A 26,405-nucleotide genomic window follows, 5' to 3' on the forward strand; every position below is an offset into this window, starting at 1 on the left:
CGATGACGGTGACGTCGTAGGCCGCCGTCGGGCAGGTTGTGGATCAGGTCTCCGGCCATGGTGACCGGCGGTGTCACGCGCGGTCCAGCAGGGTCTCCACCGCGGTGCGGAATCGGGCGAGGCGTTCGGCGGCCTCGTCCGCGCCGATCCGCGGTTCGTACACGGCGGCCGGCTCCCACGCGGGTACGGCCAGCTGGAGCGACAGCTTCGGGTCGACGCCGAGGCGGGCGACGGCCCCGGCCCCGAGCGCGGTGACGTCCGGCAACGCGGACACCTCGACCGGCCGTTGCAGCAGGTCGGCCTGGGTCTGCATGAGGAGCGCGGAGCGGGTCAGGCCGCCGTCCACGCGGAGCGAGGTCAGCGGTCCGCCGAGATCGGTGGCGACGGCGTCGGCGAGTTCGACGACCTGGGCCGCGATGCCCTCGCACAGGGCGCGCACCAGGTGGCCGGCGGTGGTGTCCAGTCCGAGCCCCGTCACCGAGCCGCGCAGATCGCTGCGCCACCACGGTGCGGCGAGTCCGGCGAGCGCCGGTACGAAGGTGACCCCGCCGGAGTCGGGGACGCCCGCGCCGACGGGGTCGAGCTCAGCGGCACCGGAGATCACTCCGAGGTCGGTGAGCCAGCGGACGGCGGACGCGGCGGTGTAGACCTGCCCGTCGAGGCAGTAGCTGGCACGGCCGTCGAGCCGCCAGGCGACACAGCTGACCAGTCCGGTGGAGCCGCGGCGGGGCGTGGGACCGGTCTGGGCGAGCAGGAAGGCGCCGGTGCCGTAGGTGCATTTGGCGGTGCCGGCCTGCAAGGCGCCCTGGGCGAGCAGGGCGGCCTGTTGGTCGACGAGCAGTCCGGTCAGGGGGAGTTCGCCGCCGAACACCGTCGTCGTACCGACCGGGCCGGCGGCGTCGACGACAGTGGGGAGCCGTTCGCCGGAGAGGCCGAAGATGTCCAGAGCCGCGGGTGACCAGCCGACCCGGTCGAGGTCGAGCAGCTGGGTACGGCCGGCGGTCGCCGCATCCGTGACGAATGCGCCGGTCAGCCGGTGGACCAGCCAGGAGTCGCTAGTGGTGACAACACCCTCACGGGTCAACTCACGGCGGATCCAGGCCATCTTCGGTGCGGCAAAGTACGGGTCGAGCGGAAGCCCGGTGAGTTGTCTCAACTCGTCTTCATGTGTGGCGAGTTCACTGCAGACCGATTCGGCCCGGCGGTCCTGCCAGACGATTGCGTCGGTGAGCGGCTTTCCGGTTGCCGGGTCCCAGGCGAGCACGGTCTCGCCCTGGTTCGCGAGCCCGACGGCGACCACCGATTCACCTGCCTCGTGCACCGCCTGCCGTCCGGCTTCGACGACCGATCCGAACAGCTCGGCGGGGTCGGCCTCGACCACTCCCCCGGGCCCGTACCGAGGCCGCACCGGGGCCGCACCGGAACCAATCACGCCGCGTTCCGGGCAGATCACCAGTGCCTTGGTGCCGGACGTGCCCTGGTCCACGGCGAGCACCGGGCCTGTCATCGACACTCCTGCTGTGCGGAAGCTCTACGGCTTGAACGGAATCGTGATCAACGGTCGCTGACGCACAGACTGGTGCAGACCACCGCGCACGTCAAGCGCCCGCATTCCACACCTTGCGGAATGGCCAAATGATGGTCAACATCCTTCCATCTCATAAGACTTGAGTAAGATCCGCGAATCAGCAGAGAGATCGACGAAGCGCGCTCTACACTCACCGCCGAGCAACAACCGGACGCATTCGAGCAGTTCACCTTTCAACAGCCGCTTCACCCCCGTCCTTGAGGATTGATGAGACCAACACCATCCCGCGTGCGCCGACATCGCACGTCCCGGGCCATCCGCTTATGCCCGGATACGCTGCCGCGCACGGGGGCGGGGCGAGTCCATGGCGACCAGTGATTTCCGGCCGGTCTATCACCCGGCCGGGCACGACAACGAATTACGTACGGCGTTACAGGACCTGCGCACAGGCCGCTGGGTATCCATGCGGAATCTGCTGGAAAGCACCCCGGACTGGACGCTGTGGACCCAGCGCACCCAGGTGCTCGGCGCCGTCGCCGCAGGCTCCGACGCGGTGCAGGCCTGGCGGACCGAGGAACCCCGGAGTGTCGCGGTTGCCGTGATGCACGCACGGGTCGTGGTGGAGCGTGCCATGCGCGCCCACCGCGAGGGACATCACCAGGCGCAGGAGTTGTGGCGGGAGGCCTGGGAGGCCTGCCGGTCGGCCGCCCACGCCACCCCCGCCGACCCGGTCCCTTGGGTGTGTCTGCTGGCCCTGTCCCAGTTGGACGAGCGGCAGGAACTGCAGGAGCACCGGCTGCATCCGCCGGGGCCCATGCTCTTTCCCGGCCCGTGGGGGCTGCTGGCGGAGGCCGACCGGCGCGATCCCGGCAACCGCGAGGCCTACCACCGGATGCTCCAGTTCGTGTACGCGCGAAGGGCCGGCGGAACCCTCTCCGAGGCGGTCAACTTCGCTCAGTGGGCGGCATCTTCGGCGCCCGAAGGATCCGCGCTTAATGTTCTTCCGCTGTACGTGCGGGTCGAGCGCTACCGCCGAGAGCACGGTCACGAGAAGGCGCTGGATCTCCACTGGGTCACCGAGGACGCCGAGCGGGACGCCGAACGGGCCCTCCATCTCTGGTTCCACCGCACGGATCCGGCCAGGCACTCCCTGCTCGACGTCAACCATCTCGCCCACGCCCTGTGGGGCGCCCTGCAATTCGCTGACGCGGCACCGGTGTTCCGGGCACTCGGCCCGTACTACACCACGCTTCCCTGGGCCTGTCGCGTCCCCGACCCCCGCGACCCTTCGGGCGCCGAGGACGTATATCTGCGTGCCCGGACCCGCTGTCTCGCCGCGGCACCCGAACCGGGCCGGGGACCGCACGACTGACCCCGGCACGTTCTCTCCCCGACCACAAACCGTCCCCGACCCCATCCCTTTCCCCCTTCCCCTTCACGGAGGCTTCCCCTCATGTCCATATCCACCTCGCCCCAGCCGGGAGCGCAGGCCGCTCCCCAGAAGGACGAGGAGCAGCGGCTGCGCGAACTCGGCTACCAGCCGGTGCTGGCCCGTCGCATGGGCGGCTTCGGCAACTTCGCCATCAGCTTCTCCGTCATCTCGATCCTGTCCGGCTGCATGACCCTGTACGGCTTCGGCATGTCGGCCGGCGGCCCGTCGGTGATGCTGTGGGGCTGGGCCGGTGTCGGCCTGTTCGTCCTCTGCGTCGGCATGGCCCTCGCGGAGGTCACCAGCGCGTACCCGACGTCCGGGGCGCTGTATTACATGGCCGACCGGCTCGGTGGCCGCAAGTGGGGCTGGTACACGGGCTGGTTGAACCTGCTCGGCCTGCTCGGTGCGATCGCGGGTATCGACTACGGTGCCGCGCTGTTCACCGGCGCGCTGATGAACCTGCAGTGGGGCTTCACCCCCACCCCCGGCAAGACCATGATCATTTTCCTGTGCATCCTGCTGTTGCACGCCGTGCTGAACCTCTTCGGGGTCCGTCTGGTCAGCGTGCTCAACTCGATCAGCGTGTGGTGGCACCTGGCCGGCGTCGCCGTGATCGTCGCCGTGCTGGCAATCGTTCCCTCCCACCACCAGTCGCCCTCGTTCGTCTTCACCGAGTTCGTCAATGACACGGGCTGGGAGAACCCGCTCTATGTGGCGGCGATCGGCCTGCTGCTGGCGCAGTACACCTTCTGCGGCTACGACGCCTCCGCCCATCTGTCGGAGGAGACCTCGAACGCCTCGGTGTCGGCGGCCCGCGGCATCGTCCGCGCGATCTGGGTCTCCTGGATCGCCGGTTTCGTGCTGCTCGCCGGTCTGACGTTCGCGATCCAGGACTACGCGGGCACCCAGGAGAGCGCCACCGGTGTGCCTCCGGCCCAGATCCTGATCGACGCGCTCGGCACCTCGGGCGCCACCGCCTTGCTGCTGATCGTGATCGCGGCCCAGCTGTTCTGCGGCAACGCCGAGGTCGCCGCCGCGAGCCGGATGGTGTTCGCGTTCAGCCGCGACAACGCGCTGCCGGGTTCGGCGCTGTGGCGCAAGGTGAGCACCCGCACCCAGACGCCCGTCCCCGCCGTGTGGCTGTCGGTCGCCGTCGCCGGACTGCTGGCGCTGCCGTCGCTGTACTCGGCCACCGCCTACGGTGCGGTGACCGCGATCAACGTCATCGGAATCACGCCCGCCTACGCGATCCCGATCTTCCTGAAGCTGCGCGCCGGAGACCGCTTCGAGCGGGGTCCCTGGCACCTGGGCCGCTGGTCCAAGCCGATCGGCTGGATCGCCGTGGTGTGGGTGGCCATCGTGACCGTACTGTTCCTGCTTCCGCAGTCGTCGCCGGTGACCATCGACTCGATGAACTACGCGTCGGTCGCGCTCGTCGCCGTACTGGTTCTGGCCACCGTCTGGTGGTTCGTCGCGCGCCGTTCCTACAGCACGCCGTCGGCGTACGGGAACGCCCGTGAGCAGGCGGAGATCGCCGCGGACATCGTCTGACACGACGGCTTCCGCGCTCTCTTCAGGTTTCTCCTCGAGCCCTCCTGGACCGTCCGGTCCAGGAGGGTCTCGTCATGCCCGGCCGATGCGGAGCGGCCGCTGGTGGAGCGGGCCCCGCCGGACGGCCTCCTGGCCGTCCGGCGGACGCCCCTACGCGTCGACGCGGATAACGACCACCAGCGTGCGCGGACCGTGTACCCCTTCGACCCGCTCCAGCTCGATGTCCGACGTGGCCGACGGCCCGCTGATCAGCGTCGTCGGGCGCTCCGGCACCAACCGTGCGACCGCCTCCGGCACCCCCACCTCGACGGCCGACAGATCGACGACACACACATGCAGGTCGGGGACGAGCGACAGGGCCCGCCGCCCCTGGTCGGGCGAGCCGTCGAGGAAGATCGTGCCGGTCTCGGCGCAGCCGACAGCCGACGCGGTGACCACTCCGTCCAGCGCGTCGAGCCGGGACGCCGGAATACCGGCCGAGTCCTGCTGGACGTCACCGTCGTACGCGCCGAGCCACTGCTCGTCGAGCCCGGCGGGCACCCCGATCCTCCGCGCACCGAGCCCGTCCAGCACCTCCGCGATCACCTCGGCGGTGCGGGTGGCCGTGCAGGTGTGCACCTGCGCCTTGTAGTCGACGAGCCGGTCGGTGAAGAGTGCGAGTCGCTCGTCGTCGGGGAGCGTGCGGCCGGTCCGGTAGGCGCGCGGGATGGTGGTGTCCGGGGTGGGGGCGAGAGCCAGGGCGTCCCGGACCCGGCCGAGCACCGTGGCGCGAGCGGTCGTCACTTCTCCTCCTCCTGCTGGTTCCTGTCGTACTCGTCGGCGGCGGCCCGCATGGTCGCGGCACCCTCCTCCGACGCCAGCCACGACCGGAAGGACTGCTTCGGCGGCGCCGCGGTGTCACGGCTTTCGCTCCATCCGCTGAACGGCGGCGGCAGATGCGAGATCTTCCCGTCCCGCCCGCCGAGCACCCGGCCGAGCCCCGCGGCCTTCTGCGCGGCCGTGAACAGTTTCGGCCGCTTCATCACGCCGGCCGCCGCCTTCATGGCCAGCTTCTCCGCTGTCGTACCGGACTGTTCGGTGTGCTGGTGGCGCAGCTCGACCAGCAGCGACGGGATGTCGATCTTGACGGGGCAGGCGTCGAAGCAGGCGCCGCAGAGGCTGGAGGCGTACGGCAGGGAGCTGTTGGGGTCGCCCTTGGCGGCGTGCATCCCGGCGAGCTGCGGCGTGAGGACCGCGCCGATCGGTCCGGGGTAGGTCGATCCGTACGCGTGACCGCCGGCCCGTTCGTACACCGGGCAGACGTTGAGACAGGCCGAGCAGCGGATGCAGTTGAGCGCCTCGCGCCCGATCCGGTCGGCCAGCGCGGCGGTCCGTCCGTTGTCGAGGAGAACCAGATGGAAGTTCTGCGGTCCGTCGCCGGGCGTCACACCCGTCCACATCGAGGTGTACGGGTTCATCCGCTCCCCGGTCGATGAGCGTGGCAGCAACTGCAGGAAGACTTCGAGGTCCTGATAGCGCGGCAGCACCTTCTCGATGCCCATGACGGTGATCAGGGTGTCGGGCAGGGTCAGGCACATCCGGCCGTTGCCCTCGGACTCGACGACGGACAGGGTGCCGGTCTCGGCGATCCCGAAGTTGGCGCCCGAGACCGCCACCTTCGTCGTCATGAACTTCTCGCGCAGATAGGCGCGGGCCGCGGCGGCGAGATGGGCGGGCACGTTGTCGAGCCGCGGGTCGACGCCGGGGATCTCCTTGAGGAAGATCTGCCGGATCTCGTCGCGGTTTCGGTGGATCGCGGGCACCAGGATGTGTGACGGCTTGTCGTGGGCGAGCTGCACGATGAGCTCGGCGAGGTCCGTCTCGTACGGGGTGATGCCGACCGATTCCAGGTGTTCGTTGAGACCGATCTCCTGGGTGGCCATCGACTTGACCTTGATGACCTCCGTGGATCCGGCCGCCCGGACGAGCCGGGTGACGATCTCGTTGGCCTCGACGCCGTCGCGCGCCCAGTGGACGGTGCCGCCGCGCTCGGTGACCTTCTGCTCCAGCTGCTCCAGGAGCTCGGGGAGCCGGTTCATGGTGTCGGTCTTGATGGCCGAGCCGGCGTCGCGCAACTGCTCCCAGTCAGGGAGTTCGCCGGTGACGTTCAGGCGCTTGGCGCGGATCGTATGAGTGGCCTTGCCCAGGTTGCGGCGCAGTTGTTCGTTGCGCAGCTCGTCATGGGCGGCCGCCGGAAACGCCCGGTCGCCGCGGAGATTTCCGGTCCCGTACGGGGAACGGGGCGGGGTGGCGGGCATGCCGAGGAAGGTGCTGCTCATCGGACGGCCTCCGTCAGGACGTACGGCGAGGTGCGGGTGGAGGAGAGGATCTGCGCGAGGTGCAGGGTGCGCGTGCCCGACTTGATACGGGAGAGTCCGCCGCCGATGTGCATGAGGCAGGACGAGTCCCCCGCAGTGCACACGTCCGCTTCCGTGGTGGCGATGGCGCGCATCTTGTCCTGGAGCATCGCGGTGGACGTCTCCGCGTTCTTCACGGCGAAGGTACCGCCGAACCCGCAGCAGGAGTCCGCCTCGGGGAGCTCGACGAGGTCGATGGAGTCGACGGCGCGCAGCAGCTTCAGCGGCTTCTCACCGACGCGGAGCATCCGCAGGGAGTGGCAGGTGGGGTGGTAGGTGACACGGTGCGGGAAGTAGGCGCCGACCTCGGTGACGTCGAGGACGTCGACGAGGAACTCCGAGAGCTCGTACGTCTTGGCCTTCACGGTGGCGACGCCCGCACGCAGGGCCGCGTCGCCGTACCGCTCGGCGACGATCTCGTGCTGGTGGCGGACCGATCCCGCGCACGATCCCGAGGGCATGACGACGGCGTCGATGGACGGGTCGCCGAACTGCTCGGCGAAGTTCCGCACCAGGGGGACGGGCTCGCGCTGGTAGCCGGTGTTGACGTGCATCTGGCCGCAGCAGGTCTGCTCCGGCGGGAACACCACCTCATGTCCCAGCCGGGCGAGCAGGACCGCGGTGGATTTCACCGCCTCGGGGAAGAGCGTGTCTCCCAGACAGGTGGCGAAGAGTCCGATACGCATGGAGCCTCTCCGATCGATTCTCTGGCCTTTGTATGGTCGGACCATACTAGCCTCGGTCCGGAAGATGAAGGGGACGCGACATGCGAGAGGGGCGGTGCGCCTGCACACCGCCCCTTGACCCCTCGACGCCCTGCGGGCTATTCGCTCTCGTCCACCAGCGTGCCGTGCAGGCTGCGGATGTGCCGCTCGACCAGATCGGCCGCCTTCACCCCCTTGCCCGCGCGCACCAGCCGCAGCAGTTCGGCGTGCTGGGCGTTGAGCCCGCCCGCCGTGGCCGGCCAGTCCTCGGCCGCCTCCAGCGCCCGCAGAATCAGCGGACGTACGGACTCGCGGACGGCGGAGGTGAGAGTGGAGGTCAGTTCGTTGCCGGAGCTGCGGGCGATCTGCACGTGGAACCGGGTGTCCAGATCGTTGAACTCGGCCACGCCGACGCCCGGCTCCCCCATGCGTACGAGCAGGCGCTCCGCCTCGTCGAGATCCTCCGCCGAAGCGTGTGTGGCCGCCGCCTCGAAGCTGGACCGCTCCAGCACGACGCGCGCCTCCAGGACGTCCTCCAGGCTGTAGCTGCCGAGGGCGAAGTGGAGCCGCAGCAGCCGCCCGAGGGCGTCGTCGGGGTTGCGTACGATCCGCGCCCCCGCGTCCGGGCCGCGCCCGGGCTGAGCGACGAGCACCCCGATCGTCTCCAGCACCCGCAACGCCTCACGCAGGGCGGATCGGCTGACTCCGAGCACCGGTGCGAGTTCACGCTCCGGCGGCAGCCGGTCCCCCGCCTTGAGCTCTCCCGCGAACACCCGCTCCTCGATGCTCTGGAGCACGAGCTCATGCGTACGGGACTGCCGTACGGGTTGCCACTCGACGGGCACCGTTCACCCCCTGCCTCGAATTTCCTCCCACTATGTCACACACGCCATGTGGTCGGACCAAAGATGCGGCGCACCGTGGCTGCCCCGGTTGCCTCCCGCCGCGGTTGGGACGCGGACGGCCTCGACCCCGCGACACCCGGTGCGTTCACGGCGATGTTCCGCCGGACGCCGGGCTCGCCCCCTTCGGCATACTTCGCCGACCGGGAAGGAGCCCAGCACGGCAGGTGAGGCCTCAGTAGGTGACGACGATGCGGCGGGCGGTCCCGTCGACGCGGATGTGTCCGCCGTACGGGATCACCACCTGCGGGTCCGTATGGCCGAGGTCGACGTCGAGGACGGCCATCGTGTCGGGGGCGTACTCGCTCAACGCGCGCAGGACCGCCTTCCGTTGCTCCGCGCGGAACCGGTCACCGTCCTCGACGCCGAGCGGCTGTGCGAACGACCAGCACTTGGCCCGCCCCATGATCAGCGCGGGGAACTGCTGGAGGAGTCCACGCTCTCCCATGCCCCGCAGAATCCTGTAGACGTCGTCGGCGGAGGGCATGTCCTCGGACGTCTCCAGGAAGAGCACGCTGCCGACGTACTCGTCGACCGGCCGGATCTCGCGGTCGGCCATGAGCAGCCACGACAGGATCTCCAGGTTGCCGCCCCAGCCGGCCCCTTCGACGACCCGGTCTGCGTTGTGCCAGATCCAGCCGTCGGCGGGTCGCATCTCGGGCTCGGAGTCGAAGGTCCGGGGGTCCTCCCAGGGGCGGTTGACGTGGTCGGTCTCCTTGGCGGGAGTCAGTTCGTAGGTTCCCCGGGCGAAGAGGGCGGCTCGCAGGGAGTCGGCGGTCAGGGGGTGCATCGCGCCGGGGCGTCCGAGTTCGACCATCACCGACCCGCCGTGGTAGCCGACGATACCCAGGTTCCGGAGGAGGACCAGCAGGTTGGTGTTGTCGCTGTACCCGAAGAACGGCTTGGGGTTGGCGCGCAGGAGCTCGCGGTCCAGGTGCGGAAGGACGGTGATCTGGTCGTCACCGCCGATGCTGGCGAGCACCGCCTTGATCTCGGGGTCGGCGAATGCCGCGTGGATATCGGCGGCCCGCTCGGCCGGAGTCGACCCCATGGTGCGCGTCGCCGGATACTCCACCACTTCGAGCCCGAACTCCTCGCGGAGCCGGCGCAGCCCCAACTCGTAGGGCAGGGGCAGGATTCCGGGCAGTCCGGAGGACGGGGAGATGACGGCGACGCGGTCGCCGGGGCGGGGCTTGTCGGGGTAGCTGAGGGTCGTCATCCGGCGAGCGTAGGACCAGCCCGTTCCCGGTGTCAGCCGGGTTTCGACTCAGTCGGTGAACGACCCGTGGCGGCCCGCGCCACTGCCGAACCGGTCGGCACCGGCCTGCGTCTCCCCCGCAGTCAGCGGGACCATCCCGTGCCGGTATTCGGCCGCCAGCGCGTCCGGCTCGCTCAGGCCGTGCTGCTCACGCACGGCGAGCCGGTCGTGGCGCAGGCACAGCTGCGGGAACGCGGCGATCTCCCTCGCGAGTTGTTCCGCCGCACGGCGGGCCTCTCCGGTCGGGACGAGCCGGTTGGCGAGCCCGATGTCGTACGCCTCGGCCGCCGGAACCGGGCGGCCGGTGAGGATCAGGTCCATCGCGCGGCTCTCACCGATCAGGCGCGGCAGCCGCACCGTGCCGCCGTCCACCAGGGGCACCCCCCAGCGGCGGCAGAAGACACCGAAGACCGCGTCCTCCTCGACGACGCGCAGATCGCACCAGACTGCGAGTTCCAGGCCGCCGGCCACCGCGTGGCCGGAGACCGCGGCGATGACGGGTTTACTCAGCCGCATCCGGGTGGGACCCATGGGTCCGTCGCCCTCGGCGAGAACCTTGTTGCCGCGCTCCGTTCCGATGCCCTTGAGGTCCGCTCCGGCACAGAAGGTGCCGCCCTCGCCCCACAGCACGGCCACAGATGCATCCCGGTCGGAATCGAACTGCCGGAATGCGGCCGCGAGTTGGCGGGCGGTCGGTCCGTCGACGGCATTGCGGACCGCGGAGCGGCTGAGAATTACCGTGAAGACGGGGCCGTCGCGCTCGATCCGTACGGCGGGGTGTTCGGTCGTCATTTTCCCTCCCAGAGAGGGTCACGCAGGGCCCGGCGGAGGATCTTTCCGACCGGCGAGTACGGGATGGTCTCGACGAAGTGCACGGTCTTGGGCACCTTGTAGCCGGCCGGCTGTGCGCGCCCATGGTCGCGCACGGCCGCTTCGGAAGCACGACAGTTCCACGTCTCGCATGGCCCTACACCGGTGGAGGCCGGACCCCGCGTCGGAATCCGGCCTCCGTCGGGTGTCCCCGCCCGGTCGGCTCAGCTCGCCGTTCCGGCCTCCACTGCGGCCTTCAGGTCGAAGCCCGTCGACACCCTCGTGTGTGGTGGCGACCTTCAGTCGGCGGGCGCGGGCCAGGCCGTCCAATTCCGGGTCGATGCCGACCATCGCGGCCATCTCCAGCCGGTCCGAGAGCCGCAGCACCTTGATCATGAGGTCGGTGCCGAATGGTGGAACGCGGTGAACGTCGACACCATGGTCGACACCCGTCCCGGCGACGTGAACCTGGCCGTCGCCCCGCTCTTCCACATCGGCGGGCTCAACGCTCTCACACTGCGCACCCTGACTCGCGGCGGCGTCGTCGTCGTACGCCGCTCCTTCGACCCCGAGCAGTGCCTGGCGGACCTGGTGGCGCACCGGATCACCAGCATCTTCGCGGTCCCCGCCATGTTCGCGGCGCTCACCCGCGCACCCGGGTTCCGGGAAGCCGATCTGTCCGCGCTGCGCGCGGTAATCGTGGCGGGCGCCGCCGTACCTCCGCAGCTCATCCGGGACTACGCGGAGTCGCACGGGGTGCTGCTGCAGCAGGCGTGGGGACTGACCGAGACGGCACCGTTCGCCACATATCTGCCGGCCGCGCGCACCCTGGAGAAGACCGGTTCGGCCGGTCTGCCGATGCCGTACACCGAGGTCTGCCTGATGGTCCCGGGCGGGCGCGGCGTCATCGACGAGCCCCATGTGCGCGGTGAGATCTGCGTGCGCGGTCCCAATGTCGTCGCCGGCTACTGGAACAACCAGCAGGCGACCCAGGAGGCGTTCGACCACGCGGACTGGTTCCACAGCGGCGACATCGGCTACCGCGACGAGGACGGTCACTACTACGTCGTCGACCGGCTCAAGGACATGATCATCAGCGGCGGGGAGAACGTCTATCCCGCCGAGGTCGAACGGGTCCTGAGCTCCTTTCCCGCAGTCCACGAGGTGGCGGTCGTCGGCATCCCCGACCCGAAGTGGGGCGAGACCGTCGTCGCCGTACTCACCTGCGAGCCGGGGGTCGAGCCGACGCTCGAGGAAGTACGCGACTTCGGGTCCGGGCGGCTCGCCCGGTACAAGCTGCCCACGCGGGTGGTCCTCGCCCCCGAACTGCCGCGCAACGCGAGCGGCAAGCTGGTCAAGGGCCAGGTACGAGACATCGTCACCCACCGGGCCGCGCCGACCGGCGACTGATCCATCCCCCTGGCACCCACCAACCGGCCCGAACCCCTCCTCCCCCGGGCCACGGCCCGCCCTTCTCCCCCGGCCAAGGGACGGGCGGGCTCTCCCCCGGCCCGGGGCCGTCCCGAGCCCACCGCACGCCGGGAATCCTGCCACCACGAAGGGTCGCCGCCCATGACACTCGCCACCGTCGGCCACCGCCCGCTGCCTGTGCCGGCGCTCCCCGGCCATATCGCCGGATGGTCACTCAGCCCCACCGGGTCCAAGCCCGTTTCCGGCGCCGCCCCGTTCGGCCCGGCCCCGGCAGGCGCCGTCCGCGCGTACACCGCGAGCACCGGCCACGACGGGCCGCCCGTCGCCCGCGTGACGATCCATCGGGTGCTTCACCATCCGCTACGCGGCTGCTACCCGGTAGGCGCACACGATCTGCTGCTGGAGCTCGTCACCACGGCGCCGCAGCCCCCATCAACCGCCGACGGCCCGGACACCATCGCGCTGCTCGACTCCCTGGTCGCCGCCCTCTTCGCCGCCGATCCGTCCTGCCGCCGCATCATGACGGCCCCCGCCGTCGAGGACACCGCAGCTCAGGAGCAGTACGCGGCCGGTGGCCGAGGCCGATGTGCGCGGAGGAACTGTGCTGCTGATGGTGATCGAGCCTGCGCAGGTCACCACCATCGCCACGGCTCTGTCCGACATGCCGCACTGACGCACCACGTCCACGGAGACATCAGCAGACTCAGCAGCATCCCCGACGGCGCACACAAGGCCCTGGCCGACACGCGGGCCGCAGGACCCGATCCGGTTCCGGCGTTCCCCCCGGGCACGGCGCGCTCAAGGAGTCAGGCACCACCCCGGTCCCTATCATGGGCAGGGAGAGGCCTGGGACGAGGTGGTGCCGGTGCGCGTAACCAAGGTTTCCGGGGGCCTCGACGCAGGGGCGGGAGACTCACTGCCGGGTGCGTGCACGGCCATCGCATACGTGGCGGGCAACGGCGCGATCTCCCTGTGGAGCCCGCAGGCGGAAGCACTCCTTGGATACCCCGCGGAAGACGTCTGCGGAAAGCCGGCGGTGGATCTGCTGACCACCCGGAAGTACCGGGAAGCGGCACTGGGTGCCCAGGTACGGCATACAGCCGGGCAGCGCTGGGACGGCGTACTGGGCATGCGGCACCGCGACGGGCACGAGGTGTCGGTAGCGGTGCGTGTGCGGCCCGTGCTCAGCAGGGAGGGCCAGGCCGGCTGGTTCGTCAGCGCCGCCGGCGCGCGAGAGATGGAACGGGAGGATGTCGACCGCGCGATCCTGAAGGCGCTCTTCAGCCAGTCCCCGATCCCGGTGACCGTCACGGACACCGAGCTGCGGTACCTGTGGGTGAATGCCGCGATGGAGCGCGCGACCGCTCTGCCCGCCGAACGGCTCATCGGTCGGCGCATCGGCGATGACTCACCGGAATCGGCCTCGACGGTCGACCGGATCCTGCGGCAGGTGCGGGACACCGGCGAGCCGGTGGTCGACTTCAAGGTGCACAGGCGCCTGGCGTCCGATCCGGACCGCGAGCACGTGTTTTCCGCTTCCTCCTTCCGGCTGACCGACCCGGCCGGCCGGGTCCTGGGGATGTGCCAGATGTACATCGATGTCACTGACGGCCATCAGGCCCAGCAGCGGCTGGCGCTGCTGACCGAGGCCGGCGTGCACATCGGCACCACGCTGGACGTGTTGCGCACGGCGCAGGAACTGGCTGACGCGGCCGTTCCCGGACTCGCGGACTTCGTCGCCATCGACCTGCTGGAGGCGACGGTGCGGGGCGAGGAACCGGCCCCCGGGCCGGTGGCCGGGGAGGTGCATGCCCTCCGCTCAGGACTCCGTTCCGTACGCGAGCACGCCCCGGAGGCCGTGTTCGTGGTGGGCGAGCCGGTGGCGCTCCACCCGGGCACGCCACAGGTCCGGAGCCTGGCCACCGGGCAATCGGTACTGGTGCGGAATCTGGACGCGGACAAGTGGTTCACCCACGACGCCCGGCGGGCCGAGAAGATCCGCGAGTTCCATTTCCACTCGTACATGACCGTGCCGCTGCGGGCCCGCGGCATCACGCTGGGCGTGGCCACCTTCGGCCGCCACCAGGATCCGCGATCCTACGACGAAGGGGACCTGTCCCTCGCCGAGGACTTTTCGTCCCGCGCCGCGGTATGCATCGACAACGCCCGCCGCTACACCCGCGAGCACAACACCGCCCTGGCCCTGCAGCGCAGCCTGCTGCCGCACGATCTGCCCCATTTCCCCGCCGTCGAGACCGCCCACCGGTATCTGCCGGCTGCCGCCCACGCCGGAGCGGGCGGGGACTGGTTCGACGTCCTTCCCCTGTCGGGAGCCCGCGTCGCCCTGGTCGTCGGAGACGTCACCGGCCACGGCCTGCACGCGGCGGCCATCATGGGACGGCTGCGCACCGCTGTCCACACGCTGGCCGGCCTCGACCTCCATCCCGACGAGGTCCTCACCCAGCTCGACGACCTCGTCATCCGTCTCACCGAGGAGGATCCCGACTGCGAGGGCGCCACGTGTCTGTACTCCGTCTACGACCCCATCTCCCGCATCTGCACTTTCGCGCGCGCCGGTCATCCCCCACCCGTCCTGGTGCAGCCCGACGGTGCGGTGGAGGTCCTCGACGACATCCCGCCGAACCTGCCCCTGGGGCTGGGCGGTCTCCCCTTCGAAACCGCTGAACGCCGTCTCGCGGACAGCTCTGTCCTGGCGCTCTACACCGACGGCCTCATCGAACCACCGGGCTGGGACGTCGATGCCGGACTCGACCGACTGTCCCGCACCATGGCCGGCCCCACCCGACCGCTGGAACAGCTCTGCGATGCGGTAGTGGCCCCCCTGCTGCCGGAGCACCGATCCGATGACGCTGCCCTGCTCCTTGCCCGCACCCGCGTACTGGAAGCAGGCCAGGTCGCCTCCTGGGAGCTGCCGGTCGACCCTGCGCAGGTCGCCCATGCCCGCACCCTCACCACCCGTCAGCTCGCCACCTGGGGCTTGGAACCACTCACCTTCACCACCGAACTGATGGTCAGTGAGCTGGTCACCAACGCCATCCGCCACGCGCGCGGCCCCATCGCCCTGCGTCTCATCCACGCCACAGGCCTCATCTGCGAAGTCTCCGACGGCAGCCTCAACGCCCCGCATCTGCGCCGCGCGCGCACCGGCGACGAGGGCGGCCGCGGTCTGTTCCTCGTGGCCCAGCTCGCCTCCCGTTGGGGCGCCCGCTACAACCGCGACGGCAAGACCATATGGGCCGAGCAAGCTCTTTCTCCTGTCGGAGCACCGATTCCGGCGATGTGACGCCCAAGCAGAAGCCCCCGTAACACGGACCGCGCATCGGCATCCCGGACGAACCCACCGAGTCGTTGCCGCGCAGTCCGCCGCCAACGACCGGGTGGACGTATTCCCGGCGGCCCGAGCCGCCGGCGCACGCGTGACACGCGGACCATGTCGGCGTCGACCACGCGTGGGATGACCGGCGGACCGGCTACAGCCCTCGTCCTTTTCGATGCCGACGGCTATTTTCCGGCGTCCTCATGGGTGAGTTCTGGGGACGCTCGCTTTCGGAGGCCAACAGGCTCAGAGGTTCTGCGAGCGGGCGGCCGCAGACCCGGTGCCAGGGACAGGGTGACTGCGAGGGAGGTCGCTGCCATCACGGCCATCGCTGTTGCCGGTGAGGTGCGCTCTGCGACAGCGCCCGCAAGGGTGGCGCCCACGCCCTGCATGGTGAGCATGCCGGAGGAGTGCAGCCCAAGGGCGTGTCCGCTCAACTCGTCCGGTGTCAGGGATATCAGGCGCTCCTGAAGCAGCAGGCTCGCTGAGTACCCGACCGTGGCGAGCGCCACGGCCGCCGCTGCCAGGGGAAGTGCCGGGTGCAGGGGGAACACGAGGAAGGGAGCGGCGAGCAGCAGGCACAGCGGTACGCCGAGCTGTTCCCTCCATCGCTGAGGAACGAAGCGGCCGGCCAGCGTGTCTCCCACCAGCATGCCCAGTGCGCCGCAGGCGAAGAGGAGCCCCGCGTGCCGGGGCGCGTAGGGGACGTACAGCGACTCGCAGCCGACGATCAGCCCGTTGGGCACCCACAGGGCGAGGTAGACGTAGCGTCGTGGTTTCGAGGACCAGAGCCGCCCGTTGTTCCGCCAGGTCTCGGCAACGGACGGCTGTCCGGTGGCCCGAGGCATCCGGCGGCTGAGACCGAGTCGGGCGATGGTCGCGCCGACCAGGTACAGAGCGGCACCGATGAGCAACGTGCCGCGTGGTGACGCGAGCGTCGTCAGTACGCCGCCGACGGCGAAGCCGCAGATCTGCACGGTGCCCGTGGACATGTTCAGCACGGAGCGACCGAGCAGATATCCCTCTTTGTCGAGGACTTCGTTGAGCAGTCCGTAGCGCACACCACCGCCGAGGGCGGAGACGACTCCGAGGCCGAGGACGATGGCGAAGACCGCCGCGACGGACAGGCCCGGTACGGCTTGGGCGGCTGTGCCGAGGCCGAAGAGCACTGACAGACCGGTGAGTGCGGCACGTGGCGGCAACCGGTCGGCTGCCGAAAGCAGCGTCGCCGCGCCGATCACCTGCGTGAGTGAGGGGCCGAACATCGCGAGGGCAGAGAGCAGCGGCGAGCCGGTCGCCGTGTAGACCTGGGTTCCCAGGGCCAGCCCGCTCACCGTCTGGGCCGCCACCTGCCCCGTGGACGCCAGGAAGAGGGGCGTGAACTCCGGTGTCCGGAAGAGTTCGCGATAGGTACGCATGACCGGAGTCTCAGTGGCGCCGATGCCGGGACGTTACTGTTTCGCAGGGAGGCGAAAGATGAGCTGGTGGCAGGTCAACGCGGACACGCTTGCGAAAAGCCGCTTCGTCGTCTCGCCGCTGGCCGAGGCCACCGCGAGCCTGAAAGCACTGGAGCGGGGAACGGCCGCGTATCCGGACGAGCGGATATGGCTCGACGCCCATCTGCCCGCCTACCGGGCACGGCAAGCCGACGACCCGCTCACCGCACTGCTTGTCCGGGCCGCTCTGGGACGCACCTGGAACGCGACCTTCCTCACCCCCACACCGACGGGCGAGGGCGAGCAGGCATTCGAAGACGAACTGACGCGGATACGCGAAACACCGCCCGAGACCGCCCGCACCGACCTGACGGTGTCGTCGGGCGGGCCGCTCCCGGACCGACTGTGCCGCTCGGATCTTCCGGAACGCGCAGCGGATCTCTTGGAGTGGGTATGGACGCAGACGGTACTGCCCTACTGGCCGCGTCGTCGACGGATCATCGAGGCCGATGTCATCGGGCGGACGATGCAGCTGAGCCAAGGCGGCTGGATCACAGCCCTGGAGGATATGCGCACGGGAATGCGCTGGCTCGGCGAGAGCCGCTTGCAGGTCACTGCGCATGATTCGCCACCACGAGAGCTCTCCGGGGCGCAGTTGATGTTCGTGCCCGTCACGCCGCGCCAGAGCTGGGTCTCATGGGAGTCCCACCGGTACGCCGTGGTGTACCCGTGTTCAGGCACCCTGGCCGACACCGGCCAAGCTCCGGTGCCCGAGCCTCTGCGCGCGCTGCTCGGGTCGGCGCGGGCGAGCGTCCTCGTGCTTCTCGACACTCCGAAGAGCACGACACAGCTCGTGGCGTTGACCGGCCAGGGCCTGGGATCGGTGGGCCGTCATCTGAAGATCCTTCTTGGCGCTCACCTTGTGCGGCGCAGACGTGCCGGACGGTCCGTGCTCTACTACCGAACGGCCGTCGGGGAGGCCTTGTTGGAAGCCCAGGAATCCGGATGAGTCCTCATCCGGAAACCCGTTGTCCGGTGCGTAGCCATCACCCGCATCCGGGTCCGGCCGCTGCGGCGGTCGCCAGGGTCGACGTCGAAGGCGGCGAAGCCGTGGGTGTTCTGGCGGTCCTGGACGGCGGCCCACGGGGCGTCCTCGGTGAGCCGGATCGACTCACGGTACGGCACGGTGGGCGCGGCTTGTCGCGACTACCCGCACGAGTTCTCCGGAGGCCAGCGGCAGCGCCTGATGATCGCACTCGCGCTCGCCGCCGCCCCCGTCTGGTCATCGCGGACGAACCCACCACCGCACTGGACGCCCTGAACCAGAAGCAGACCCTCGACCTGCCCGGCTCACCTGCCGTACCCCAGGGACAGCGACTCGACCCGCACGCATGGGACTGTCAGTGCCGAATGCGACACTGATCGTCATCGCCAGGCGCGATCACCGTGCAGCGCTCCCCGCAAGCGGGATGGCTCATTGCCGGGTCGGTGGTCGTGGTGGCGGCGGGCAGGCCGATGCGCCGGGACTGGATGCCTGCCCTCGCGCACCGGGCCCGTTTCATGCGCATGAAGTGACGGAGCGGGGTCCTCTCCCACCAGCACCGTCGCCAGGCAGGGCCGCTCCCCGTATCGCCGTGCCTCGGTGAGCGCGACGCGCACGAAGGCGATGTGCACGCCGTGGACGCCTCCGCTGTGCAGGATGTTCAGGTGGCGCAGGAGTTCCTCGATCGCCGAGGCGGTCACCTTCGGAAGCGGCCTGCTGGCTCCTCTCGCAAACCGCCCTGGGTGGGTGCACTGTGGAAGACATGGCTTCCAGGCGGCGCTTTGCCGGGATGGGGCAGCTACGGCCGGCCCATGCGTTGCTGGTGCTCCCGGTCGCGCTCATCGTGTTGATCACGGTCGTGGACGTAGCGACCCCCCACATCGTCCTCGGCCCCCTGCTGGTGATCGCGCCCGCGATCACCGCGTCATTCGCCGGGCCCTGGACGACGGGCGGCATCGGAGCCCTGGCCGTGGCGGCGCAGGTGTTCATCGGCTGGCAACTCGGCCTGCAGTACTCGCAGAGCCTGCTGGTGCAGGTGCTCGCACTCACGGTGCTCTCCTTGCTGATCGTGTTCTTCACCGTGGTGCGCCGTTGGCACAGACGTCAGCTGGCCCAGGTGCGGTCGGTCGCCGAGGCCGCCCAGCACGCCCTGCTGTGGCCACTGCCCAGCAGGCTCGGCCCGCTGCAGCTCGCCTGCCTCTACCTGTCCGCCGAGGAGGAGGCCGAGATCGGCGGCGACCTGTACGCCGCCGCCCGTACCGACAGCGCAGTGCGTGTGATGATCGGCGACGTACAGGGCAAGGGGCTGCCCGCCATCGGCGAGGCCGCCCTCCTGCTCGGCGCCTTCCGTGAGGCCGCTCACCAGCACGCCGCCCTGCCCCAAATGGCCCTTGCCCTGGAACGCAGCGTGACCCGCTACCTGGCCGACTTCGAACCGGCGGATGAGGCCGGGGAGCGCTTCGTCACCGCTGTCCTGCTGGAGATCCCCGACGACGAACCTGTCATCCAAATGACCAGCTGCGGCCACCCGGCGCCCTTGCTGCTCGGTCCGGACAACACCGTGACCGTCCCGAACCTGCACCCCTCACCCCCACTGGGCGTCGGCATCACCGACCCGGACGACCACACCCTCGACGTGCTGCCCTTCGACTCCGACAACACCCTGCTCCTCTACACCGACGGCGTCATCGAGGCCCGCGACCGCGACGGCGCCTTCTACCCGTTCGCGGAACGCGCCGCCCAGTGGTCCGACAAAACCCCCGAAGCCCTGCTTCACCACATCCAGCGGGACCTGCTCGCCCACACCAGAGGGAGCCTCGGCGACGACATCGCCCTCATCGCCATCCGCCGCGCAACCACCCCGCACCCCAGCGACCGCTCGTCGAGCCGCCAGGCGACGCCGAAGGTGAGCGATTGAGGTGGCCCGTGTCGGGTGGACACCTGACAAAGGACCGTCACCGCTGCGACCAGCGGCGATGACGTTTCGATCGGCACAAGATCCTCGCGAATGCGCTTCAGTGAAGCTGCGTGCGGGTGTCCGCGGAGTCCTCCGGCTGGTGGGCCGCGCTGACCGCCACGCCGAAACGGTGGGCAAGAGCGCTGGACAAGACACTGGCCCGGGCCCCTTGGCCCGGGCCAGTCGCCACTGTGGTGGCAGCGTCAGTCCTTGCCGCCGCGGTACGGAGTGTTCATGAAGACAAGGGCGTCGCCGACGGCCCGCTCGGTCTTTCCGCTCGGCTGGTTGACCAGTGCGCCCTCGACCGACATGGTGCTGGAGCCGCCGCCGTCGAGGTTGACCGCGTCGTGCATGCCCAGTGCCTGAGCGACAGCAGCGGTCTCGTCCATGGTGGTACCGACGCTGGTGGTTATGCGACCGTCTATCGTCGCGAGCATGATCTGTCCGTCTCGCGTCGTGCCGGCGACGGTGCGGGGGTTGCGCGAGTTGTCCGCACCGGGCTTTACCACGATCTGTCCGTCCTCCGTGAGCCGGAAGCGGCCGCTCACACCGAACAGCCCCTTGCGTGCGGGGAGTTCCTCACCCTGCTCGTTGACCAGGGTGGAGGTCACCTTGAGGCATCCCTGTCCTGCGACCTGCAGGAGGGACGCCGCATCCCGGCCCGTCGCCTGCAAGGACGTCTGGCCATCCGTCAGCTCCGTGCCACGAGTCGTCGAGGTACGCACCACGCAGCCGTGCCGGTCGAGAACGACCTCCACGCCGACTCCGGACGGGGTGGCGCCCGCGAACTCAGGGGTGAACTGAACCACATCGCCGGGCAAGGTGCACTGGGTCTGGTCGGTGAGGCCGGCGCAAGCGCCCGGAACCACCGGCGGGTGGTTGGTGTACTCCAGCGGCAACGTGGCCTCGGTCTGCCGGTTCTGCACGCTACCGGACCAGCTCAGCTGGCCCATCAGGACCCGGTTGCTGTTGGCGTCCACGACGAAGTCGGCCTCGTCGCGGCCGCGGGTGGGCTCGCTGAGGAGTTTCCCGCCGTACAGGCCAAGGCCCACCGGGTCGCCGGGGTACTGCGCGCTGGCGGTGAAGGTGAAGAAGGAGGCGTTGACGCCGACCAGGGCGCCGGAGGAGCGGACGAGGTCGGTGGTCTTCTCGGTCTTGGCCAGATCCGGCCCGTAGGTGGCCTCCAGGTGCCCCCGGGTCTTGTGGGGGTCGATCGTCAGCACGTTGACCACCCACGGGCCGCGCGTCGTGGTGTTGATCTGGCCGGCCTGAGCGGGCTCGGTCCCACGGACAATGCGGGTCAGTGTGACACCGTCGGCCAAGGTCTGGCTGCTGCGAGTCTCTTCCAGATTGGCATCGCCCAGCGGAAGGGACGCGTCAGCGGCTGCGGCGTGGCTGGTCGGGACGAGAATGAGGGACAAAGCGGCCGTCGCAGCTGCCGCGACCGCTGCGGCACGCTTCGGCCGGAAAGCATATCGGGAGTGGGAAGTCATGCCGACGAGCCTCTTCGGCCTGGGAAAACTTTACGGCGTCGGTAGTTGATCGATTGGCGGCAGGCGGATTAATCATCCAGTCCGGTTAAGTCAGGGCGGCTGCGAGTCCGAGGAAGGCGAGGAAGGCAGGGAAGTGTGAGCCCTTGCGTTCGTGTCGGACGGTGAGCCGGCGGTAGCCGAATGCCCCCGCCCACGTCGATCAGTGCCGGCCCGACGTGGAGACGGCCAGATCGCGGGGCGGGCGGTTCGGCGGTCCCCCCATGGGGCGACCTTTCGTGCGTTCAGGCCCGGCCGGGGCGCGACCTCGGGGTGGATCTCGGTGCCTGGGGCGCCCTCGACGTAGAGGCCAGCCCGTGCAATGGCAGTCAGAGCCCCTCGCCTCCGGCGGACTCGCCGTCGCCATCCTCAGCGAGTCGCGGCGCACGCCGTAGCGGCCCCTCCCCTGTCCAAGCCGGCCGTGCCGGTGCCCTCCTCACCCGTCACCAGCCCACCTGCCGTCGTCACCCCGGCCGGCACCCAACGTTCCCCGGATTCCACGAGGCGTTCGCGCAGTTCCGGGCGGCGGCTCAGCGCTCGTAGACGCTGACCTCCCAGAGCGCGATGCCGCGGCCCGTGTTCGACCGGCCCTCGCCGCTCAGGCGCACATAGCGCCCTTCGGCAGCGAGGCCGCGCAGCTCGTCCGCGCCGCCGTCCACGGTCGCCGCAGTGTGCACGGTCGTCCAGGACGTACCGTCGTCCGACACCTCGACCCGATACGACTTCGGGTACGAGGCGTCCCAGTTCAGGCGCACGCTGCCGATGGTGCGGCGTTCGCCCAGATCGATGCGCAGCCACTGGGAGTTGGACGCCTGGCTCTCCCAGCGGGTGGACGCGTCGCCGTCCACCGCGTACGCGGCCGCCCGACTCGCCGAGATCTGCCCGGAGGCGGTCACCGGGCGGTTCAGCGCCAGGTCGGGCAAGCCGATGTTCAGCACCCGGGACAGAAAGCTGTCCGCCGTACCGTCGGTGAGCTGCTGCGGGATCGCCGCCAGCGCGGCCCGTTGCTCGCGCAGCACGTCCGCGAGACGCGCGACCTCTGCCGTGTCGCCTGCCGCCTCCGCCCGCAGCAGCCCCATCGCTGTACGGCCGGCCTCCCCGTACGCGCCGAGCTTCTCCAGCCACGGTCCGGCCTGTGCGGCGAACGCCGGGTCACCCATGTCGCGCTCGATGCGGCCGGGCGCCTCCACCAACTCACCGAAGTACTGGTCCAGTTCGGTCAGTGCGGCCGTGTCGCCGGGCTTGTCCCACACAGCCGCCACCAGAGCCTTCAGCCGCCCCGCGTCCGCCGTCGACGTCAGCGGGCCGCTCCGCGAGTTCTCCGCGAAGAGCTTCAGCGCCGGGTACGCCTTCCCGCCCAGCTCGCGCAGGGCCCGGTCCCAGGACCCCTCCGGGTCGTACGCGGCCGTGTTCCACGTGAAGTCCGCCGCCGTGAACAGGGCGATCAGGGACGGCGCGTGCTGGTTCATCTGGTTCGTGGTGATGCCCTCGACCGTGTCGGTCAGCATCGGATCGCGGTCGGTCAGAGGGCCCAGATGGAGGCGGTTGGGTGCGTAGTCGTTCACGGGGTAGTTGTCGAAGATCAGCATGTTGCGGTTGCCGTACGCTGCCTTCGCCGCCGTCGCCTGCGCGTTGGTGATCTGCGGGGAGACCACCTCCGGGCCGGTCCAGTAGATCGAGGTGTCCTTCTCCACCAGCTCGTTGTAGCGCTTCTTGTACGAGGACGGCGTCGCGTTCCAGTACTCGGTGGGGATGGTGATCAGCCGGCTGCCCGGGTGGGACCTGATGAAGTCTGTGTACACGTGGTTCGTGACGTATGCCTGGGCCGCCGCCTTCGGGTTCACGTCGCCGCCGAACTTCGCGCGGTCCGCCGCACAGCTGATCGGGTTGGAGACGTCGTCCCAGCCGAGCGAGAGATCGCGGACGCCGATGTCGTACAGCTGCTGGAAGCGGGCGAGGACGAGCTTCAACTCCTCGGGATCCGCGTGGCAGATGCCGTATCCGGGCGCGGTCGGCGCCTCCGGTCCGAGCCGGTAGATGAACCTGATGTGCCGCTTCTTCGCCTCCGCGACGATCGTCCGCAGCTCCTCCAGCCGCGCACCGCTGTACGGCTCGCGCCACTTCTGCGCCGCGTTGTGCGGATCGCCGATACGCGGGTGGTAGAGGAACGTGTTCTGCTTGTGCGCGCCGAGAAAGCGGATCTCGCGCAGCTCGTCCTCGTACGACCACTTCGCGCCGTAGAAGGACTCCTGGCCGCCGCGGGTCGCGAAGTCCGGCCAGTCGCGGACGGTGGCGGAGACGACCTTGCGGCCCGTGAACAGCTGCCGAAGGGTTTCGGCGGCGTAGTACGTGCCGGCGTCGTCCACGCCGTCCAGGACGGTGCGGTGCCGGGAGACGGAGACGACATACCCGCCCGGCTTCAGGCCCTCGGCGGCGGGCGACGCGGGCCGCGTGCCGACATACACCCGGTACGCACCCGGGCGGGCCGCCGATGCCTGAGTGACCTCGCGCACGCCTGCCGCCCGCAGGGCCTCGGCCACGGTCGCCACGGCCTGCGGATCGCTCGCCGCGTCGCGTACCACCACGGCGCGCTGCGGCACCGGGAACCTTTTCCCGTACGAAATCTCGTGCGGGACGGGTGAGACGGCCGGTGTGTGGTCACCGCCCCTGCCTGCCGCTTGCTCCGCCTCCGCCGCAACGGCCGGCGGCGGCGCAAGCAGCCCCGCGGGCAACGTCGGCTGCGGGTCGTGCACCGCCTGAGCGGGGACGGTGACCACCGCCGTCACCAGCGCCGTGGTCATCCCTATGAGGGCTGATCTCAAGAAGCGTTGCATGCCTACCTCCTCGTAAGGCCCGCCCCATGGATGCGGGCGGAGTGGGGAGCCGGCTGTCGTGGTGGCGACGCCGACCACAGTGTTCAACCGGTCGCGATGGCGAAGACGTGTATGGCTGCTGGCCGACCGTGATGCCCTGGCCGACGTCGGACAGCCACATACGGGACGGTGGAGAGCGGGCCGCGGGAATCAGTGCGACGACATCGCAGTGGTGTCCGCGATCAGCCGATCGTGGATGACACCGATCTCGGCGACGCTGCTGACGATGGCCGGCGGCGGCCGTGCAGGGCGCCGCGAGGCCCGCTGGAGGCCGTTGTACTTGTCATGACTGCCTCTGTCGTCCGTCGACGTGGTCGAAGTGGGTGAGTGTGAGCAGTGCTTCGTCCGTGGGCAGCGTCCAGGTGCCGGTGGCTGCCGAGGCGGCCAGGCCGAGGGCGCCGTCCAGCGGTTCGCCGTGGGACGCCACGAGGCGTACGCGGGGGCGCAGTTCGCGCAGCCGTGTCTCGAACGCGGCGAGCAGCGCGTCGCCGATCCGGAAGAGCTTGCCGGTGCGCCCGATCGGCGCGTTGGCATCGTCGGGGGCCACGGCATGCACGGTCTCGGCGAGGGCCGCCCCGGCCCGGACCAGGATGTAGTTCGCCCGCGCGTCACCGTCGCGGGTGCAGGCGGCGACGGCAGGAGCGAAGCCGGCCAACAGGCCGGCACGCTGCGGACTGGGCTGGATCAGCCCAGGCAGTTGCGCCGGCGGTCCGAACTGTCGAACGAGCGCGTCCAGCAGTTGAGGGGAGCCGTCCGGACGGCCGTCGTAGGCGCGCAGCGCCGCCGCCAGGCCCTCACGCCCGATCCAGGCACCGCCGCCGTCATCGCCGAGGAGGTGTCCCCAGCCGTCGGCTCGGCGCCAGCCTCTCTCAGGGCCAAGTCCTAGGGCGACGGCACCGGTTCCGGCTGCGATCACCGCCCCCGGCTCGGTGCCGATCGTCGCGGCGTAGGCGGTTACCGCGTCGCTCGCCAGCACCACGCGGCGCGCGCGGAAGCGGTCGGCCAGCGCATGCGGCAGCCGCTTACGCAGGTCGCCGCCGAGCAACGCGAATCCGGTCGCGCCCACCGCGATGGTGTCGACCGTGTTGAGCATGCCGGTCGCGGATTCGGCCAGCAGTGTCTCCAACGCTGGAACAGCCACTTCCAGTACGGCAGCGGCATCCAGGCCGGCCGCACCGATCCTGGCGGGGGCGGACCGGTCCGTCCAGCGGGCCGGCGCGTCCGAACCCAACTCCCGGATGCCGACCCGCACTCCGGTGCCGCCCACGTCAATGCCGGCCACCCGCAGCGCAGTCACGGCTCGGGAACCGGATTCACGGCTGAGCGGAGGACAGCCGTGACCGAACCTCCATGGCGCGCGAGCAGGTGCCGGGCGCGGTCCGCGGGCAGATCGGCGAGCAGGCCCACCAGGGCTACCCGAGTGTCGTCGCCGGCTGCGGCCAGCGCCCGGCCGGCGGCGTCCGCGTCCACTGCGGCGGCCTCACACAGGACGCGCACACTGCGGCGCCGCAGTTTGTCGTTGACCGCGGTCAGCGACACCATCAGGTTCGAGTAGGTGCGCCCGAGGCGGACCATCACCGCGGTGGAGAAAGTGGTGAGCACCAGCTTCTGGGCGGTGGCGGCCTTCATCCGGGTGGATCCGGTGACCGCTTCCGGACCGGTCGCCAACGCGATGTGCAGATCCGCGTCGGCTGCCAGCGGTGCGCTCGGGTTCGCCGACACCAGCGCGGTGGCGGCACCGGTGGCACGGGCCCGGCGCAGCGCGCCGCCGACGTAGGGGGTGACACCACTGGCACTGAGCCCGATGGCGAGATCCGCCCCGGTGACCTCGGTCGCGTCCAGCGCCCCGGCGTCCGCGTCGTCCTCGACCTCCTCCACCGCCTCGGTCATAGCGGCGGGGCCGCCGGCCAGGTGTGCCACAAAGACCCGGGGACCGACGCCGAAGGTCGGTATCACTTCGGCAGCGTCGAGCACCCCCAAGCGCCCGGAGGAGCCGGCCCCGAAGTAGTGGACCCGGCCGCCGCCCCGCAGGACGTCCACGCCCATGGCGACCAAGTGCGCGATATCCTCGCGGGCGGCGCGGACGGCTTGCAGCGCCTGCCGGTCCTGGTCGGTAATACGGTCGACGAGCTCGGGCACGCTGAGCCAGTCCAGGTCGTGTGTCGCCGGGTTGCGGGACTCGGTCAGTGGCGGCGGGACGGTGTCCTTCTCAGTCATGG

At 70.1% G+C, this 26,405-nt stretch carries 21 protein-coding genes and 3 pseudogenes; 7 read left to right on the forward strand and 17 right to left on the reverse strand.

Annotated elements, in window-relative coordinates:
- Positions 1-73: 73 nt before the first annotated feature.
- On the reverse strand, positions 74-1,507 hold the full coding sequence (locus AB0N06_RS21000; protein WP_366136187.1) for an FGGY family carbohydrate kinase: 1,434 nt from the start codon (positions 1,505-1,507) through the stop codon (positions 74-76).
- Positions 1,508-1,892: 385 nt separating this feature from the next.
- Between AB0N06_RS21000 and AB0N06_RS21005 the strand changes: the two genes are divergently transcribed.
- Both AB0N06_RS21005 and AB0N06_RS21010 read left to right on the forward strand, forming a co-directional pair.
- Positions 1,893-2,900, forward strand: a complete 1,008-nt coding sequence (locus AB0N06_RS21005) for a hypothetical protein (RefSeq protein WP_366136188.1) — start codon at positions 1,893-1,895, stop codon at positions 2,898-2,900.
- A gap of 81 nt (positions 2,901-2,981) precedes the next feature.
- Positions 2,982-4,511, forward strand: a complete 1,530-nt coding sequence (locus AB0N06_RS21010) for an amino acid permease (RefSeq protein WP_366136189.1) — start codon at positions 2,982-2,984, stop codon at positions 4,509-4,511.
- 150 nt (positions 4,512-4,661) lie between these two features.
- Here the strand turns inward: AB0N06_RS21010 and AB0N06_RS21015 are convergent, their stop codons facing one another.
- The 8 genes and pseudogenes from AB0N06_RS21015 to AB0N06_RS21050 all read right to left on the reverse strand — a co-directional run.
- Positions 4,662-5,294 carry an LUD domain-containing protein gene (locus tag AB0N06_RS21015; protein ID WP_366136190.1) on the reverse strand — a complete coding sequence of 211 codons (633 nt, stop codon included), beginning with the start codon at positions 5,292-5,294 and terminating at the stop codon, positions 4,662-4,664.
- Positions 5,291-6,829: a lactate utilization protein B gene (locus AB0N06_RS21020; RefSeq protein ID WP_366136191.1), complete on the reverse strand. Its 1,539-nt coding sequence runs from the start codon at positions 6,827-6,829 to the stop codon at positions 5,291-5,293. The genes AB0N06_RS21015 and AB0N06_RS21020 overlap by 4 nt, the downstream gene beginning before the upstream one ends.
- Positions 6,826-7,593 (reverse strand): (Fe-S)-binding protein, encoded by a 768-nt coding sequence (locus tag AB0N06_RS21025; protein WP_366136192.1) that lies wholly within the window; start codon positions 7,591-7,593, stop codon positions 6,826-6,828. The genes AB0N06_RS21020 and AB0N06_RS21025 overlap by 4 nt, the downstream gene beginning before the upstream one ends.
- Positions 7,594-7,730: 137 nt before the next feature.
- Complete coding sequence (locus AB0N06_RS21030) at positions 7,731-8,456, reverse strand: FCD domain-containing protein (RefSeq protein ID WP_366136193.1); 726 nt, start codon at positions 8,454-8,456, stop codon at positions 7,731-7,733.
- A gap of 232 nt (positions 8,457-8,688) precedes the next feature.
- Entirely contained in the window at positions 8,689-9,732 is a 1,044-nt protein-coding gene (locus tag AB0N06_RS21035; RefSeq protein ID WP_366136194.1) for a S66 peptidase family protein, read from the reverse strand.
- A 48-nt stretch (positions 9,733-9,780) separates the two neighbouring features.
- A complete protein-coding gene (locus AB0N06_RS21040) occupies positions 9,781-10,563 on the reverse strand; it encodes a crotonase/enoyl-CoA hydratase family protein (RefSeq protein WP_366136195.1) in 783 nt (260 codons plus the stop codon).
- A complete protein-coding gene (locus AB0N06_RS21045; protein WP_366136236.1) occupies positions 10,560-10,697 on the reverse strand; it encodes a hypothetical protein in 138 nt (45 codons plus the stop codon). Before AB0N06_RS21045 ends, AB0N06_RS21040 begins: the two co-directional genes overlap by 4 nt.
- A gap of 148 nt (positions 10,698-10,845) precedes the next feature.
- A pseudogene (locus tag AB0N06_RS21050) lies at positions 10,846-10,977 on the reverse strand (acetaldehyde dehydrogenase (acetylating)); the annotation flags it as partial.
- Between the two features lie 27 nt (positions 10,978-11,004).
- On the opposite strand from AB0N06_RS21050, the gene AB0N06_RS21055 reads away from it, so the two are divergent.
- Complete coding sequence (locus tag AB0N06_RS21055; protein WP_366136196.1) at positions 11,005-11,991, forward strand: AMP-binding protein; 987 nt, start codon at positions 11,005-11,007, stop codon at positions 11,989-11,991.
- A gap of 453 nt (positions 11,992-12,444) precedes the next feature.
- On the opposite strand, the gene AB0N06_RS21060 is transcribed toward AB0N06_RS21055, so the two are convergent.
- Entirely contained in the window at positions 12,445-12,675 is a 231-nt protein-coding gene (locus AB0N06_RS21060) for a hypothetical protein (protein WP_366136197.1), read from the reverse strand.
- A 202-nt stretch (positions 12,676-12,877) separates the two neighbouring features.
- Here AB0N06_RS21060 and AB0N06_RS21065 point away from each other — a divergent pair, with 202 nt between their 5' ends.
- Positions 12,878-15,316, forward strand: coding sequence for a SpoIIE family protein phosphatase (locus AB0N06_RS21065; protein WP_366136198.1), 2,439 nt, complete (start codon positions 12,878-12,880; stop codon positions 15,314-15,316).
- Between the two features lie 218 nt (positions 15,317-15,534).
- Here the strand turns inward: AB0N06_RS21065 and AB0N06_RS21070 are convergent, their stop codons facing one another.
- Entirely contained in the window at positions 15,535-16,767 is a 1,233-nt protein-coding gene (locus AB0N06_RS21070) for an MFS transporter (protein ID WP_366136199.1), read from the reverse strand.
- Between the two features lie 58 nt (positions 16,768-16,825).
- On the opposite strand from AB0N06_RS21070, the gene AB0N06_RS21075 reads away from it, so the two are divergent.
- Together AB0N06_RS21075 and AB0N06_RS21080 are read left to right on the forward strand one after the other, a co-directional pair.
- The gene (locus tag AB0N06_RS21075) at positions 16,826-17,794 is read left to right on the forward strand and encodes a winged helix-turn-helix domain-containing protein (protein WP_366136229.1); all 969 of its coding nucleotides are present in this window, start codon (positions 16,826-16,828) and stop codon (positions 17,792-17,794) included.
- A 105-nt stretch (positions 17,795-17,899) separates the two neighbouring features.
- Positions 17,900-18,106: a hypothetical protein gene (locus tag AB0N06_RS21080; RefSeq protein WP_366136201.1), complete on the forward strand. Its 207-nt coding sequence runs from the start codon at positions 17,900-17,902 to the stop codon at positions 18,104-18,106.
- Between the two features lie 169 nt (positions 18,107-18,275).
- Here the strand turns inward: AB0N06_RS21080 and AB0N06_RS21085 are convergent.
- Positions 18,276-18,417, reverse strand: a pseudogene (locus AB0N06_RS21085) (tetrahydrofolate dehydrogenase/cyclohydrolase catalytic domain-containing protein); the annotation flags it as partial.
- Between the two features lie 173 nt (positions 18,418-18,590).
- Here AB0N06_RS21085 and AB0N06_RS21090 point away from each other — a divergent pair.
- Complete coding sequence (locus AB0N06_RS21090; RefSeq protein WP_366136202.1) at positions 18,591-19,745, forward strand: PP2C family protein-serine/threonine phosphatase; 1,155 nt, start codon at positions 18,591-18,593, stop codon at positions 19,743-19,745.
- A gap of 242 nt (positions 19,746-19,987) precedes the next feature.
- Here AB0N06_RS21090 and AB0N06_RS21095 read toward each other — a convergent pair whose 3' ends face one another.
- From AB0N06_RS21095 to AB0N06_RS21115, 5 genes and pseudogenes are all read right to left on the reverse strand, one after another.
- The gene (locus tag AB0N06_RS21095; protein ID WP_366136203.1) at positions 19,988-21,277 is read right to left on the reverse strand and encodes a phosphodiester glycosidase family protein; all 1,290 of its coding nucleotides are present in this window, start codon (positions 21,275-21,277) and stop codon (positions 19,988-19,990) included.
- A gap of 285 nt (positions 21,278-21,562) precedes the next feature.
- Positions 21,563-21,649 (reverse strand): annotated as a pseudogene (locus tag AB0N06_RS21100) (cysteine hydrolase); the annotation flags it as partial.
- A 194-nt stretch (positions 21,650-21,843) separates the two neighbouring features.
- Positions 21,844-24,147, reverse strand: coding sequence for a beta-N-acetylglucosaminidase domain-containing protein (locus AB0N06_RS21105; RefSeq protein ID WP_366136204.1), 2,304 nt, complete (start codon positions 24,145-24,147; stop codon positions 21,844-21,846).
- A 322-nt stretch (positions 24,148-24,469) separates the two neighbouring features.
- Complete coding sequence (locus tag AB0N06_RS21110; protein WP_366136205.1) at positions 24,470-25,483, reverse strand: BadF/BadG/BcrA/BcrD ATPase family protein; 1,014 nt, start codon at positions 25,481-25,483, stop codon at positions 24,470-24,472.
- On the reverse strand, positions 25,480-26,403 hold the full coding sequence (locus AB0N06_RS21115; RefSeq protein ID WP_366136206.1) for an N-acetylmuramic acid 6-phosphate etherase: 924 nt from the start codon (positions 26,401-26,403) through the stop codon (positions 25,480-25,482). The genes AB0N06_RS21110 and AB0N06_RS21115 overlap by 4 nt, the downstream gene beginning before the upstream one ends.
- Positions 26,404-26,405: the final 2 nt, after the last annotated feature.

This window comes from Streptomyces sp. NPDC051020 (assembly GCF_040683105.1).
Lineage (GTDB): Bacteria > Actinomycetota > Actinomycetes > Streptomycetales > Streptomycetaceae > Streptomyces.

Bases quoted from the DNA above. Each gene is read 5' to 3' on its own strand.
- AB0N06_RS21000 (WP_366136187.1), bottom strand. From the start codon at position 1,507: ATGACAGGCCCGGTGCTCGCCGTGGACCAGGGCACGTCCGGCACCAAG.
- AB0N06_RS21005 (WP_366136188.1), top strand. From the start codon at position 1,893: ATGGCGACCAGTGATTTCCGGCCGGTCTATCACCCGGCCGGGCACGAC.
- AB0N06_RS21010 (WP_366136189.1), top strand. From the start codon at position 2,982: ATGTCCATATCCACCTCGCCCCAGCCGGGAGCGCAGGCCGCTCCCCAG.
- AB0N06_RS21020 (WP_366136191.1), bottom strand. From the start codon at position 6,829: ATGAGCAGCACCTTCCTCGGCATGCCCGCCACCCCGCCCCGTTCCCCG.
- AB0N06_RS21025 (WP_366136192.1), bottom strand. From the start codon at position 7,593: ATGCGTATCGGACTCTTCGCCACCTGTCTGGGAGACACGCTCTTCCCC.
- AB0N06_RS21035 (WP_366136194.1), bottom strand. From the start codon at position 9,732: ATGACGACCCTCAGCTACCCCGACAAGCCCCGCCCCGGCGACCGCGTC.
- AB0N06_RS21040 (WP_366136195.1), bottom strand. From the start codon at position 10,563: ATGACGACCGAACACCCCGCCGTACGGATCGAGCGCGACGGCCCCGTC.
- AB0N06_RS21060 (WP_366136197.1), bottom strand. From the start codon at position 12,675: ATGTCGGACAGAGCCGTGGCGATGGTGGTGACCTGCGCAGGCTCGATC.
- AB0N06_RS21070 (WP_366136199.1), bottom strand. From the start codon at position 16,767: ATGCGTACCTATCGCGAACTCTTCCGGACACCGGAGTTCACGCCCCTC.
- AB0N06_RS21075 (WP_366136229.1), top strand. From the start codon at position 16,826: ATGAGCTGGTGGCAGGTCAACGCGGACACGCTTGCGAAAAGCCGCTTC.
- AB0N06_RS21090 (WP_366136202.1), top strand. From the start codon at position 18,591: ATGGCTTCCAGGCGGCGCTTTGCCGGGATGGGGCAGCTACGGCCGGCC.
- AB0N06_RS21095 (WP_366136203.1), bottom strand. From the start codon at position 21,277: ATGACTTCCCACTCCCGATATGCTTTCCGGCCGAAGCGTGCCGCAGCG.
- AB0N06_RS21105 (WP_366136204.1), bottom strand. From the start codon at position 24,147: ATGCAACGCTTCTTGAGATCAGCCCTCATAGGGATGACCACGGCGCTG.
- AB0N06_RS21115 (WP_366136206.1), bottom strand. From the start codon at position 26,403: ATGACTGAGAAGGACACCGTCCCGCCGCCACTGACCGAGTCCCGCAAC.